14 protein-coding genes are annotated in these 13,634 nt (G+C 61.3%); 4 read left to right on the top strand and 10 right to left on the bottom strand.

Features of this window, described 5'->3' with window-relative positions; translation table 11 throughout:
* Positions 1 to 304: 304 nt before the first annotated feature.
* Together sbmA and ABCW43_RS12725 are read right to left on the bottom strand one after the other, a co-directional pair.
* Positions 305 to 1,585 carry a peptide antibiotic transporter SbmA gene (sbmA, locus tag ABCW43_RS12730; protein WP_345924802.1) on the bottom strand — a complete coding sequence of 427 codons (1,281 nt, stop codon included), beginning with the start codon at positions 1,583 to 1,585 and terminating at the stop codon, positions 305 to 307.
* Between the two features lie 125 nt (positions 1,586 to 1,710).
* The gene (locus ABCW43_RS12725) at positions 1,711 to 2,892 is read right to left on the bottom strand and encodes a YbfB/YjiJ family MFS transporter (protein WP_345924800.1); all 1,182 of its coding nucleotides are present in this window, start codon (positions 2,890 to 2,892) and stop codon (positions 1,711 to 1,713) included.
* A 202-nt stretch (positions 2,893 to 3,094) separates the two neighbouring features.
* Between ABCW43_RS12725 and ABCW43_RS12720 the strand changes: the two genes are divergently transcribed.
* Positions 3,095 to 3,310 (top strand): hypothetical protein, encoded by a 216-nt coding sequence (locus tag ABCW43_RS12720; protein ID WP_345924798.1) that lies wholly within the window; start codon positions 3,095 to 3,097, stop codon positions 3,308 to 3,310.
* A 49-nt stretch (positions 3,311 to 3,359) separates the two neighbouring features.
* On the opposite strand, the gene map is transcribed toward ABCW43_RS12720, so the two are convergent.
* Both map and ABCW43_RS12710 read right to left on the bottom strand, forming a co-directional pair.
* Positions 3,360 to 4,115: a type I methionyl aminopeptidase gene (gene map / locus ABCW43_RS12715; RefSeq protein WP_345924796.1), complete on the bottom strand. Its 756-nt coding sequence runs from the start codon at positions 4,113 to 4,115 to the stop codon at positions 3,360 to 3,362.
* A gap of 59 nt (positions 4,116 to 4,174) precedes the next feature.
* The gene (locus tag ABCW43_RS12710; RefSeq protein WP_345924794.1) at positions 4,175 to 5,218 is read right to left on the bottom strand and encodes an LLM class flavin-dependent oxidoreductase; all 1,044 of its coding nucleotides are present in this window, start codon (positions 5,216 to 5,218) and stop codon (positions 4,175 to 4,177) included.
* 247 nt (positions 5,219 to 5,465) lie between these two features.
* On the opposite strand from ABCW43_RS12710, the gene ABCW43_RS12705 reads away from it, so the two are divergent.
* Entirely contained in the window at positions 5,466 to 6,830 is a 1,365-nt protein-coding gene (locus ABCW43_RS12705; RefSeq protein ID WP_345924792.1) for a GGDEF domain-containing response regulator, read from the top strand.
* A 121-nt stretch (positions 6,831 to 6,951) separates the two neighbouring features.
* Here ABCW43_RS12705 and ABCW43_RS12700 read toward each other — a convergent pair whose 3' ends face one another.
* The 6 genes from ABCW43_RS12700 to ABCW43_RS12675 all read right to left on the bottom strand — a co-directional run bounded on the left by ABCW43_RS12700 (position 6,952) and on the right by ABCW43_RS12675 (position 11,827).
* A complete protein-coding gene (locus tag ABCW43_RS12700) occupies positions 6,952 to 7,422 on the bottom strand; it encodes an SRPBCC family protein (RefSeq protein ID WP_345924790.1) in 471 nt (156 codons plus the stop codon).
* A gap of 174 nt (positions 7,423 to 7,596) precedes the next feature.
* Entirely contained in the window at positions 7,597 to 8,250 is a 654-nt protein-coding gene (locus tag ABCW43_RS12695) for a papain-like cysteine protease family protein (RefSeq protein ID WP_345924788.1), read from the bottom strand.
* A gap of 15 nt (positions 8,251 to 8,265) precedes the next feature.
* On the bottom strand, positions 8,266 to 8,985 hold the full coding sequence (locus ABCW43_RS12690; RefSeq protein WP_345924786.1) for a DUF4019 domain-containing protein: 720 nt from the start codon (positions 8,983 to 8,985) through the stop codon (positions 8,266 to 8,268).
* Between the two features lie 274 nt (positions 8,986 to 9,259).
* Positions 9,260 to 10,504: an RNA polymerase sigma factor gene (locus ABCW43_RS12685; protein ID WP_345924784.1), complete on the bottom strand. Its 1,245-nt coding sequence runs from the start codon at positions 10,502 to 10,504 to the stop codon at positions 9,260 to 9,262.
* Positions 10,501 to 10,890, bottom strand: coding sequence for a YciI family protein (locus tag ABCW43_RS12680; RefSeq protein ID WP_345924782.1), 390 nt, complete (start codon positions 10,888 to 10,890; stop codon positions 10,501 to 10,503). The genes ABCW43_RS12685 and ABCW43_RS12680 overlap by 4 nt, the downstream gene beginning before the upstream one ends.
* A 73-nt stretch (positions 10,891 to 10,963) precedes the next feature.
* Positions 10,964 to 11,827: a helix-turn-helix domain-containing protein gene (locus tag ABCW43_RS12675; RefSeq protein ID WP_345924780.1), complete on the bottom strand. Its 864-nt coding sequence runs from the start codon at positions 11,825 to 11,827 to the stop codon at positions 10,964 to 10,966.
* Positions 11,828 to 11,962: 135 nt separating this feature from the next.
* Between ABCW43_RS12675 and ABCW43_RS12670 the strand changes: the two genes are divergently transcribed.
* Entirely contained in the window at positions 11,963 to 12,823 is an 861-nt protein-coding gene (locus ABCW43_RS12670) for an N-acyl homoserine lactonase family protein (RefSeq protein WP_345924778.1), read from the top strand.
* A gap of 84 nt (positions 12,824 to 12,907) precedes the next feature.
* Positions 12,908 to 13,615, top strand: a complete 708-nt coding sequence (locus tag ABCW43_RS12665) for a glutathione S-transferase N-terminal domain-containing protein (protein ID WP_345924777.1) — start codon at positions 12,908 to 12,910, stop codon at positions 13,613 to 13,615.
* Positions 13,616 to 13,634 lie beyond the last annotated feature (19 nt).

Below are 13,634 nucleotides of genomic sequence, written 5' to 3'. Positions count from 1 at the left end.
CGCCTCATCCCCGCCCTCCGAAACCGCCGCATAATCACCCCGTCATCGGATGGGAAACCGGGTTCGCGAACCGGCATCCTCGTCCAAGGGTTTTCGGACCCCGGTTTCCGGTGATGGCTGTCGAACGTGGTGGAACGGGAACTGACAACTCCCGGAAAGCTGCAGGAAGCGGCCGGGGCAGGCGGAAAGCCTGAATACCCAATACCATTGAAATACCCCGCCTGCCCCGCTCCCAAACCAGAACCGCGCCGGACAGGACGTCCGGCGCGGCCAAAACTGCTGTTCTAAAAACCTGCTGACGAAATCAATACGGCCGGTCGGCCGCGATCTCTCCACCTTCGGCTTCGCGTTCCAGATAGTGCTGGTCGATTTCCGGCAGCGGCTGATCGTCGATGGCCGCTTCGAAGGCCTTGAGACGCTTGTGGATGGAGAGCAGCTCGATGATCGTCGACCAGTAGTTCACGAGATACTGGAACGAATTGCTGACCTCGCCGAAGGCGGTGGCGATCTGCTGCCAGGTTCCCATGGTGATGCGACCGGCCACGATGGTCGGAATGAGGATGAAGTTCAGGAAGATCGCATCGATCTGGCCATAGGTGTAACGCGCGATGTTGAAGTAGCAGTAATGCCAGTACATGCGGAAATAGTTACGCCGCACATTGACGAAAAGCTCGCGCACGGTGACGGGCTGGGCGCGGTCCGCATGGTCTTCACCGTAGACCAGCTCCTTGCGGTACGCCGCCTCGACGCGCTGATTGCGGAACTGCAGGCCCGGCAGCTTGATGCCCGCCACTGCCAGAAGCGCGGTGCCGAACAGCGACCAGATGATTGCCAGCCAGAAGAGCGCATGCGGAACGGCGCCTATCACCGGCAGGTCGCCGACCTGTTCAGACATGCGGAAGAGCAGCGGCAGGAAGACGACCAGCGTCATGACCGAGTTGATGAGCGTTACGCCGAGCCCTTCCAGGATATTGGCAAAGCGCATCGTGTCTTCCTGCACACGCTGCGAGGCACCTTCGATGTGGCGCAGCTTCGGCCACATGGACATGTAGTAGTCGTTCATGGCGGTGCGCCAGCGAAAGACGTAATGGTTGGTGAAGAACGCCGTTATGACGTTGAGAACCACGCCGACCATGCCGATTTCGAGGAAGTTGAGCTGCAATGCATAGAGCTGCCCCGCCGTCACGCCCCCCTGCTTGGACAAAGCCTGCTGGAAGAGGTCGAAAAATGGTCCGCGCCAGTTGTTGATGGCAACCGACACCTGCACTGCGAAATAGGCGATGAAGACGATGAACGCCGAACCCCAGATCGACCAGTTCGTCCAGGGATGATCCCCGGCTATGATCTTCCATATCCCCCCGAAGATCAGCACGAAGATCGTAAAGTATAGATAAAACCAAAGATTGTCCGGCGTGAAGAAATAGGCAAGCCCAACCGGCGGCGTTTCGCCCGGAGCAAGCGGCGGAAGCCCGATGGCGGCTCCGAGCTGAGGACCGACAGTGTACCAGACGATGATGCAGATGAGCATCCAGATCGCAGCCGACGTGAAAAACAGCTGCGGGCGGGGGAAGAAGGAATGGAACACGGAGCTTGGGCTTTCCTGAGTTCGAGTCGACGGGATGTCGGAACGACTATTGAACCGGAAACTAAGGCAGTTCCAAGAGGGCGGCAATGGCCGCGTTCCTTGGTTACGTAATTGTAACCGTGGGATTATTCGCAGGCGCTGCGCGCAACCGGCAGCGCGAGCAGGACGCAGACGACGAGCACCGCCGCCGCGATCAGCGTCGGGGCGACAAAACTGCCGCCGCTTGCTTCGGCGATCCAGCCGGCCGCAAGCGGGCCGATGATCTGGCCGGTGCCGAAGGCGGCGGTGGCGGAGGCGAGCGCGCGGCGCGGGCTCTCCGGTGAGAGTTTTCGGCCGATCTGCAGCCCATAGGCGGTGATCACCATGAAGGTGACGCCGAGCAGCAGCCCTCCGACAAGCGCGCCCGCCATCGGCGGCAGCATGACCGACCCCAGCACGCCGACCATCTGCAGGGCAAGCGCTGCCGCATAGGCCTTGGCAAGCCCGAAACGGTTGACCACCGGCCGCCAGAGGATGAGCGAGACGGCAGCGGCCGAGCCGGTCAGGAACCAGGCGAGGAATTCGACGATCGGCCCCGCATTCCCCATCCGCGCGATGGTGACGAGGAAGGTCGCGGTGATCACGTAGCCGAAGCCGAACAGGCCGTAGGAGGCGGTGAGCAGCACCAGCGGCCGGCGCCATTTAAGCGGCGGCTCGACCGTCGAGCCGCTGCCTATCGCCTGTTTCGGCAGGATCCAGGCGACGACGGCGAGCACGAGAAGCACGATCGCCGCACCGGCGAGCCAGTTCATGCGCCATCCATGTGCGCCATCGCCGGCCATCGCGTTGACGACGAAGACCAGCGCCGAAGACAGGGCGATGCCGAGCCCGACGCCGCCGAAATGCAGGACGTTCACATTGTCGCGGCCAACCGCATAAGGCAGCACGATCGACGAGGTGAAGATCATCGCAAGTGCGCTCGCTAGGCCTGCCAGAAACCGGATGACGATGAAGGCGACGACGGAATCGGTCGCGGCCATGGCAGCGAGCAGTATCCCGGTCGCCAGAAGCCCGCCGAGCGCCACCTTGCGCTCGCGCCCGGCCGCCCACCCATAGGCCGACAGGATGGCGCCGGCGAGGTAGCCGGCGAAATTACCCGCGGCGATATAACCTGCATCGGCGGCCGAAAGCGGGATGCCCGTCATCATTCCGGGAAGGATCGGCGTGTAGAAGAAGCGACCGAAACCCATCGCCGCCGCCATGGCGATCGAGCCGGCAAAGCCGATCAGCAGGGGGCGGTGCGAATAACTCGTATTGATCTGCAGCATGGTACGGTTATCGCAGCCGCGTCCGGCCGCGGCAAATGAGGAATTTTCATTGCAGCGATGCACCGGAATGATGGATCCGTACACAAGCGATCGTGCATGTGCCGCGACGATTTGGTGCAGTGCACGACCGAAACCGTCTTGCTGCTGACATGAAAGCGAGCCAATCTCTAAGCCATCGCCATCGGGGCGCGGAGGCATGCGCATGGAACATGACCTGACCCTATCCGAAGTACTCGTCGATCCGTTGATCACCCAGCTTCGCCAGGCCGACGCCGTCGGTTACGCCGCTTTTGCACAATTGCTGCAGAGCGCGGCCCGCGTCCATACGCGCCAGATGCTTGGAAACCTTCAGGCCGAGCGCACCGATGCCTTCTATCGTCGGGTCGATGCCGCGTCCGGCGGCAACAAACACAACTGACCGATCTGCCGTAACGACAGCATTTTTCCGTAACGGCAGAAGTCTTCGCTCAGTCCGCGAGGGTCAGGATCAGCGGCCCGTTGCGGGTCGCGACGATCGTGTGCTCGTATTGCACGGTGGGTGCCTTGGGGTCGCTGTAAAGCGTCCAGGGATCCCCGTTGCCGCCGTCCTCGGCCCAGTTGGCGCCGAGCGACAGGAACGGCTCGACGGTGAAGACCAATCCGTCTTCCATCGAGCGCGTCTCGTGGCGGTCCGGCCAGGTCGGGATTTCCTTCGGCTCGTCATGCAGCGTCAGCCCGATGCCGTGGCTCGAAAGATTGGTGATCAGCGTATAACGGTTCTTCTTGGCGAAGGTGCCAATCGCATTGCCGATGCCGGAAAGCGGCTTGCCGGCCTTTACCTGCTGCAGCCCGGTCCACAGCGCCCGGCGGCCGTCGCGGCAAAGCTTCTCGATCTCGCGCTTCACCGGCGGCACGGCGTAGGACGCGCCCGTATCGCCGAAGAAACCGTCCTTGACCGCCGAGACGTCGATGTTGACGAGGTCGCCCGCCTGGATCACCCGGTCGCCCGGAATGCCGTGGGCGACTTCCTCGTTGACGCTGATGCAGGTGGCGCCCGGAAACTGGTAGCAGGTTTCCGGCGCCGATTGAGCGCCGTTTTCCTCAAGGAACTTGCGGCCGATCGCGTCGAGTTCGCGGGTGGTGATGCCCCGCTCCAGCGCCTTTGCCATCCTCTCCATCGCCTGCGCGCAAAGCCTGCCGATATCCTTCAGCTTGGCCAGTTCGTCTTCGGTGGAGATAACCATGGTCTGCTTTACGTCCTAACTTGATCAGGCGGCCGGTTTCGCGCCATCGGCCGGGCCCGTCAATTCTTTTCTGACGACCCCAGTTCTTTTCTGACAAGCGGCGCGACTTTCGTACCGTAGAGCTCGATGCCGCGCATCACCTGCACGTGCGGCATGGGGCCGATCGCCATCTGCAGCAGGAACCGGTCCATGCCGAACACCTGGTGGGCGGCGATGATCTTTTCGGCCACCAGTTCCGGCTCGCCGAGGAAGAGATTGCCGAGCTTCGAGCGCGCCTCGTCGAAATGCGCCCGGTTGGTCGGCCCCCAGCCGCGTTCCCGGCCGATGCGGTTCATCACCTCGGCCTGCGGACCGTAGAACTGGTCGGCAGCGGCCTGCGTGCTGTCGGCGATGAAACCGTGCACGTTGATGCTCGTCTTCAGCCTGGCCGGATCCTGGCCGGCGCGACGGGCAGCCTCCCGATAGAGATTGAAGAACGGCGCAAAGCGCGGATATTCGCCACCGATGATGGCGACCGCGAGCGGCAGGCCCATGGCCCCTGCCCGCGCCACCGATTGCGGCGTGCCGCCGACGGCGATCCAGATCGGCAATTCCTTCTGCAGCGGACGCGGATAGACGCCGCGGCCGTTGATCGGCGCGCGTTTCTCACCCTGCCAGGTGACGATCTCCTGGTCGCGGATGGCCAGCAGCAGGTCGAGTTTTTCGGTGAACAGCTCGTCGTAGTCGCCGAGATCGTAGCCGAACAGCGGGTAGGACTCGATGAACGAGCCGCGGCCCGCCATGATCTCCGCCCGCCCGTTCGAAATCAGATCGACGGTCGAAAACTGCTGGAAGACCCGCACCGGATCGTCGGACGACAGCACCGAGACGGCACTGGTCAGCCGGATGTTTTTGGTGATCGCGGCGGCCGCGGCAAGCACGGTCGAGGGCGACGAGATCACGTAGTCCGGGCGATGGTGCTCGCCCAGCCCGAAGACATCGAGCCCCACCTGATCGGCAAGCGCGATCTCCTCCAGCAGATCCTTGATGCGCCTGGCGCCTTCCGCGCCCTTGTCCAGTGCTGCGGCATCGACATCGCCAAAAGTATGAAGACCGAGTTCCATCTTGAAAAATCCATTCGTTGATCCCCGTCAGATAGTTATCGGGCGTCTCCGGCGCAAATCCTATTCTTTCGAAGACATCGTTCGATGGAATGGATAGGTGCGGGGTCGCAGGCATCACCTTCGCCGTGACTTGGCAACCAGCACGGGACTGCGAGATTTCAGGCACAAATATAGGTTTACGATCTAAGAGAATGGTAATCCATCCGGGATAATCTCCCCGGCCAGAAACAATAGTTGGGCAAATCGAATGAATGACAGCACCGGAAATCGGCCGGACTCGGACGTTCCGAACCTGCGATCATCGAATGACATCCTGATCGTCGAGGATTCCGCCGCCCTTTCGGCCCTGCTGCGGCAGCGGATCGAGCGGGAGACGGCTGGCAGGACCTTTTGCTGTGCGACCCTGGAGCAAGCCCGCATGCTGCTGGCGGGGCAGAAGTTCACCCTGGCGTTGACCGGCCTCAACCTGCCTGATGCACCCAACGGCGAGATCCTTGCCCTGCTTGCCGAATACGCGGTTCCGACAATCGTCTTCACGGCAACCTCCGAGACGGACGCTACGATCCGCTACACCGAGCGGAAGATCATCGACTACATCGTCAAGAGCGACAACACGACGGTGGATACGGTCGTCAGGACGGTGAACCGCATCCTGACCAACAGCGCCTTTTCCGTTCTCGTCGTCGATGACGCGAGATGGGCCCGCTCCGGTCTGGTCGAAATCATGCAGCGGCAGAACTTCCATGTCCTCGAAGCCCTATCGGGCAAGGAGGCCCTGGACATGCTTGCCGACAACCCATCAATCGAACTGGTCATCACCGACTACAACATGCCCGACATGAACGGACACGAGTTGACGAAGCGCATTCGCGCAACCCGGCCTTCGGACGAACTGCGCATCATCGGCGTTTCGTCTTCCTCCGACCGCGGCCTTTCCGCAAGCTTCCTGAAGGCCGGCGCGTCGGATTTCATCTACCGTCCCTTCGTTCCCGAAGAACTGCAATGCCGCATCGACAACAATGTCGAAACCCTGACCCAGCTGAAGCGGCTGCGTTACCTGGCGGAACGCGACCATCTGACCGGTCTCGCAAACCGCCGCTTCTTCTTCGAGAAGAACCCGGTCCTGAAGCCCGCACCGGCAAACGACGCGGTTGCAATCCTCGACATCGATCATTTCAAGTCGGTCAACGACACCTACGGCCACGAGGCCGGCGACCAGGTGCTGAAGCGGCTTGCCCGCGTCCTGAGCGAGATGACCGCCGGCAACCGGTATCTCACCGCCCGCCTCGGCGGTGAAGAATTCGCAATCTACATGAAGGATACCAACGCCTTCGAGGCCCATTCGTTCTGCGAACAGATACGCTCCCGCATCCAGGCCACGAGCATTCCGCTGCATGACAAGAGCATTTCGGTGACTATCTCGATCGGCGTCATGGAAATGGAGGAACGCGAGACCTTCGGCAACCAGCTCAACGCCGCCGACCAGCTTCTCTACATGGCGAAAAAGAACGGCCGCAACCGGGTTTATTCGAGCCTGACGATACCGGAAGCGCTGATCCCTCAGCCGGAGGAACCCCGCTCCTCAGTGATCCGGCGTCCCGGCAAGCGGTGAATTGCCAAACGGGATTCGAATCCGAATTCAAGGACTTCCTACCGTCTTTTGAATCAATCTCGAGAATGCATCGAAGCGAACGTGAAGCCGCCCGAGCCTGACCCGGGCGGCAACTCATGCTTCAGAACGTCTTGGCGACCTGTTCGAGTTGGCCGGCGACGATGCCCCAGCCTTCCTCGAAGCCCATCTGCTGATGAGCGTTCTTGTCTTCCTCGGTCCAGTGATAGGCGGTCGCCGTGTATTTCGTGCGGCCGTTGCCGAGGTCTTCGAATTCGACGACCGCGGTCATGAACGGCTTTTCCGACGGCACCCAGGCGCTGGTATAGGCGTCGGTGAAGACGAGCTTCTTGTTCGGCACGACTTCCAGGTAGATCCCGTAATTGGGGATCTTTTCGCCGTTCGGCCCTTCCATCATGATGAAGCTCGAGCCGCCGGCACGGACGTCCATCCTGGCTTCGGTCACCTTCCAGGGCTTGGGGCAGAACCATTCGCCCATACGTTCCGGCGTGGTCCAGGCCTTGTAGAGCTTGTCGGCTGGAACGTTCATTTCGCGGACGATCTGCAAGGCGTGCTTGGCGGTATTGGCGGTCATTGTCTGTCTCCCTTGAGGTTCTACAAAACATCTCATCCGATGTTGAACCTAGGACGTGTGGCTAGGATGAAACCCGACAGGCGCCGCGAAAATTTTTGGGGAAATTCAGCAGCCCAACCAAGACCGGTGCGAATTCGGCGACGGTTAAGCCTGTGGGGAGGCCGATTGAAGCCATCAGACAATTTTAGGGAGCGCCAAGTAGCGCAGATCACCACCAAGATGCATTGGATATAACTCTCCCTGATTCCGCGCACCCCGCAGACCGGCACCAGGCCACGGGTCGGCTAAACCGATATTGAAAATCAACGGGTTTCCAGGGACAGGAACATACGCGATGCTGATCAATACCATGGCATGGGATCGAGTTCCCATAATCAATGGCCGCTCGTCATTCAACGCGTCGATGATCATCGAATTGGTCAAACCGGTGATGCCGGCATCGAAATCATACAAACCTTCAATTTCCACTGAAAACTCAAGGCCATCATTGTCAACCCAATCCCGACTGAGCTGGGAGGAAATGGTGCGACCGGCCATTGCAGGCAGATTGACCTCTCGACCGTAGACAGCCTTGACGATCTCGCGCTGTGAGACGCGATACCCGTGGAATGCAAAGATCATCGAAATGGATGCAGCCCAGCACCACTGATTGAGCTTCTGATCGCGATAGGAGTGCTGAACTCGTGGGAGCTTAACTCCGGATTCGCAAACCTTCCCCATTGGATTCATTGCGGCCATACAGCGACTATAGGCGTAACTGGCCTGCGGAGACACGAGAGAGCCCACTCCCAATGCGGCAAATGACTTGAGTAGCTGACGTCGCCTCATTTTCGACCTCATATGTCAGCACGGCATGCGTGCGGGTGAAATTTGGTGGCTAAAGACCTTCCATTGCAGGTCTTGAGTTGCACGCAAGACAACGACCTCGGCACGGCACTGGCCCTCATCGGCACTGAATTTTGATTTGTAAGTTAGCCCTCGATAGAGACCGATGGGCACACCCGTCGGAGAGTTCATTCCGGTCGTTCCAACCAGCAAACGGGACTCCAACAAACCGAGTGGCACCCGGAAATTCCGGTATGTGACTTCCCAGTCCTGCACATTCGGCACGACCAGTCCTTTGGCTTCTTCATCCATAAGATTCCATGCCTTCTGCATGTCACCCGTATCGGTCGCTTGAAGATAGGTAAGGGCAACAGGTTCAACCGAAACCGTAGGCTCCACCAGCCGAACGGCCGCGGTCTGCAAGACCGGGCTGAACGCCAGCACCACAACAAATAGACCGAGCGCGCCGCCCGCCTTAACCACAGGAACACCGGCAATGGCGCCGCCCCACTCTATACCAAGAGCGCCCGGTAGAATCGCTCCGACACCCGCGGCAGAAAGCGAAAGAACAACAATAAAAACGTAGTATTGAAACTGCGTAGGATTTGGAAATCCCACCGCGAATACCAGTATGACGGTGACGAAGAAGACGCCGAAACCAAACCCGAGCAGATTGTTTATATTGATTCGGCCGTCGATTAGACCTTGTGGATGATTATCGGTTGGAGGAATAACCATGGAGTTGACCCGCGCTAGCATTTTGGCGTGAGCACCACCCAGCCGGCAATACAACCCACTAGCTGACGGTATTTCTAATCTCTGATGCCCCACTACCATGGATAGAATTACCTAGCTCACAAGATGAGTCAACTGTATCTTGTCTCTGCGAGCGGGTACAATCTGGAGATTATAAATTAGAAATCGCAAATATCATTTGTGACTGCGGAGAACTATTTCTTCGCTTCAGCAGCGCGCCTAGTCCGGACCCCAATACAGAAACCGCCTAACACGGCTACGTATCGGCAACGCCGAGCTTGTCGATCTGCTGGCGGATATGGGCACATTCGGCCGGCGAGTTGGCAAGCGCGATCGCCCGGTCGAAGGCCTCGCGGGCTTCGTGCCGGTGGCCGGCCTGCATCATCAGACCGCCCTTGACCCCGTGGAAATAGAAATAGCCGTCGAGCTTGTCGGCGAGCGGCGCGATCATGTCGAGCGCCGCCTCCGGTCCTTCGAGCTTCGAAACGGCGACCGCCTTGTTGAGCGTGACGACCGGCGACGGCTGGATGCGCTCCAGCAGGCCGTAGAGCATGGTGATCTGTTGCCAGTCCGTATCCTTCGGCGTCGGTGCACGGGCATGCAGCGCCGAGATCGCCGCCTGGACCTGGTAGGGACCGGGCTTGCGGTGGCGGATCGCCTTGTCGAGCAGCGCCAGCGCCTCGTTGATCAGCCTGCTGTCCCAGCGGCTGCGGTCCTGGTCCTCGAGAAGCACGATCTGGCCGTCCTGGTCGATACGCGTCGTGGCACGCGAATGCTGCAGCAGCATCAGCGCCAGGAGGCCCATGATCTCCGGCTCGGCCGGGAAGATGCGCAGCAGCAGCCGGGCAAGCCGGATCGCCTCGTCGCAGAATGCGGCGCTATCGGGATTGGTGATGCCGGCGGAATAGCCCTCGTTGAAGACCAGATAGATCATCGAGGAAACGATGCCGAGGCGTTCCGCCCGCTCCAAAGGCCCCGGCGTCTCGAACGGCACGCCGGCCTTGGCGACACGCGCCTTGGCGCGGGTGATGCGCTGCTCCATCGCGCTGTCACCGACGAGGAAGGCCCGGGCGATCTGCGCGACGCTGAGGCCCGAGACGATCCTGAGCGCCAGCGCGATCTGCTGGGTCGCCGGCAGGTCCGGATGGCAGCAGATGAACATCAGCCGCAGGATGTCGTCGCGGTAATGGGAATTGTCGAGCCGGTCGGCCATGTCGCCTTCGGCATCGGACAGATCGGAAAAGGCTTCCTCCTCCGGCAGCGGATCGTTCTTGGAGCGCTTGCGGACCACGTCGATGCCGCTGTTGCGGCCGACGAAGATCAGCCAGGCGGTGGGATCGCGCGGCGGCCCCTTCTCCGGCCAGGTCCGGACGGCGCGCAGGCACGCCTCCTGATAGGCCTCTTCCGCGGTATCGAGATCGCGGAAATAACGAAGGAGCGCGCCGAGCGCCTGCGGCCGGGCGGCCGTCAGGGCAAGCTCGATCCAGGCAATATCTGTCATGTCTTGGTCTCGCTTTGTTTGATCTCGCCGGGACGGAAGACGAGGAAGGGCCGGATTTCATAGGAACTCGACCCCGGATTGACGGCGGAAAGCTGTTTCGAGAAATCGACCGCCTCTTCCAGCGTCTCGACGTCGAGCGTGTAGAAACCGAGCAGCACTTCCTTGGTTTCCGCAAACGGCCCGTCGAGCACCAGCGGCTCATCCTTGCCTTTTCGCACGGTGGTGGCGGCGGTCGTCGGCATCAGCCGTCCGACCGGGCCGAGCTTGCCGGCCTCAGCATAAGGCGTCTGCACCTCGATGAGCTTTGCCATGACGGCTTCCTCTTCTTCCCTGGACCAGGCGAAGACGGTTTCCTCATGGGCGTAGCAAAGGATGGCGTAAAGCATGCGTAGCTCCTTCTCCTAATGAAGACGAAGGATTATCGCGGGTGCCGACAGGGCGCAGCATTTTTTTGTGGGATCAGCGCCGTCCAGTCGGGCTGGTGCCGAACGTCTCGCGGAAACGGCGGGAAAAATGCGATCGCGACGCATAACCGGCGGCCTCTGCCGCAGCGATGCTGGAGGCGCCCGAGGATATCGCGTTCTGCCCCGCCTTCAGCCTCTCCCGGCGCAGGATGGCCCGGAACGAGGCGCCCTCCGAGGACAGGCGGCGCCGCAGCGTCGAAGCACCGATCCCGAGCTGTTCCGCCATGTCGGCAACGCTCCATGGCTCGGAGGGTGCGGTGGCGATCAGCCAGGCGATCTCCTCCGAAAGGCTCTGGCGGAACAGCAGCCGCGCTTCCGGCAGCGGGCGCAGCAAGGCCAGAACCTCGGTCATGCGCAGCCGTTTGATCGTCTCGCCGATCGTGCCGTCGGCAATCGTAGTCGCCGCATGGCAGAGCGCTTCCACGAGATCCTCGCTGAGCGGCAGGCTGACGCAACCCGCCTCGCCGCCCTTCAGCCGTTCGACGGTCGAGAGCGGCGGTATCCCTTCCGGCAGGGAAGGCACGTCGAGCCGCAGCGCCACATAGAGGCCGTTCGTCTCGTCCGGTATGTTGACGACATCCATCGGCACTCCGTCGGGCAGAACGAACACCGACCCGGCCGGAAAAACCTGCGTCCGGTCGCCGAGCCAGACTTCTTTCTGGCCGTGGAGAACGATGCAAACCATCGGGCAGTCCAGTTCCAGCGCCTTCACCTTCTCCCGGTCGAAACAGCAATAGATGAACAGCTGCTCCGCATAGGCGTTCATGCCGGGCTTCAGCCGCCCCGCCACCATCGGGCGCAGGCGGTCGAGCAGGCGGCGGGAAAGATCGGGCAGGCGCTGGGTGACGATCAGGTTCATGGCCGCACTATAGCGGAGGATAGTAACGGAAAAATACCCGAAGCGAGCGTTTCGGGCTCAATCCGGCGAAAATCCGGCCCTGGCGGAGCACGGAAAGCAGGCAGAAGGCGGTGGCTTCAACGCAGGAGACTTTTGATGAAGACCTTAGCCACTCTTTCCACCCTTGGCGCTTCCGTTCTGGCCGCAGGCTTCGGCCTCCTCGCCCTGTCCGGTTCCGCCCAAGCCGCAGCCGATCTCGAACTCTGGCGGCTCGATTGCGGCTCGGTCGTGGTCAAGGACCTGTCGATCTTTTCCGATACGTTCGCTTATAAAGGCGAAAGCCGCACCCTGACCGACAGCTGCTACGTGATCCGCCACGGCACCGACTACCTGCTCTGGGACACCGGCCTGCCGGCAGCCCTGATCGGCAAGGCGCCGGACCTCACTCAGCCGCTCGCACCGTCGCTGACCGTCGACATCCCGACGCAGCTCCAGAAGATCGGCATCAAGCCGGATCAGATCGACATCGTCGGCATCAGCCACAACCACTTCGACCATATCGGCCAGGCTTCGACCTTTGCGAAGGCAACGCTGATGATCGGCGCCGGCGACTGGGAAAGCCTGCACGAAAATCCCCTGCCGTTCGGGGTCATGCCGGCGCTCGTCCAGCCCTGGATGGACGGCAAGGCGAAGATCGACCCCGTCTCGGGCGATCGCGACGTGTTCGGCGACGGTTCGGTGATGATGCTGGCCATGCCCGGCCACACCAAGGGCGAGACGGCGCTGCTCGTCAAACTGCCGCAGAGCGGACCGGTGCTGCTCTCCGGCGACGTCGTGCATTTCGAGGAGCAGATCGGAAACAACGGCGTGCCGCCCTTCAACATCGACCGGGCCGAAAGCCTCGCCTCGATGGATCGGATGAACCGGATCGCAAAACAGCTGAGTGCCAAGCTGGTCGTCCAGCACGACGCAGACGACGTCGCCAAGCTGCCGGCTTTCCCGGCCAGCGCCCGCTGATTTCGATGAGATCGCCACTGGCGCATCGTGCGCCGGTGGCTATATTCCGCGGGAACAAAACTCGACCTCCCAAGGAATCCCTATATGGCCGACCTTTCCACCTTCCCGATCACCTCCAAATGGCCCGCCGAGAACCCGGACGTGCTGCAACTCTATTCGACGCCGACGCCGAACGGCGTGAAGGTTTCGATCATGCTCGAAGAGATCGGCCTGCCCTACGAGCCGCATTTCATCAATATCGGCGCCGACGAGACCTGGGGGCCGGATTATCTGGCGCTCAACCCGAACGGCAAGATCCCGGCGATCCTCGATCCGCATGGCCCCGGCGGCAAGCCGCTGGCGCTGTTCGAGTCGGGCGCGATCTTGATCTATCTCGCCGAAAAGACCGGCAAGCTGCTGTCTTCCGATCCGGCCAAGCGCTACGAGACGATCCAGTGGGTGATGTTCCAGATGGCCGGCGTCGGGCCGATGTTCGGCCAGCTCGGTTTCTTCCACAAGTTTGCCGGCAAGGACATCGAGGACAAGCGCCCGCGCGACCGCTACGCCAAGGAATCGCACCGCATCATCCGCGTCATCGAAACCCGGCTCGAAGGCCGCGACTGGATCATGGGCGACGAATATTCGATCGCCGATATCGCCATGATCGGCTGGGTGCGCAACCTGATCGGCTTTTACGGCGCCGGCGAACTGGTCGAATACGATCAGCTGAAGCGCGTGCCGGAATGGCTGGAACGCGGCCTTGCACGGCCCGCCGTCCAGCGTGGTCTGGATATTCCGAAGCGTCCGGCCTGATCAAATACCGCAACGGCCC

This window comes from Neorhizobium tunisiense (genome assembly GCF_039631515.1).
Lineage (GTDB): Bacteria > Pseudomonadota > Alphaproteobacteria > Rhizobiales > Rhizobiaceae > Neorhizobium.
This window is presented reverse-complemented; position numbering and strand designations above follow the sequence as displayed.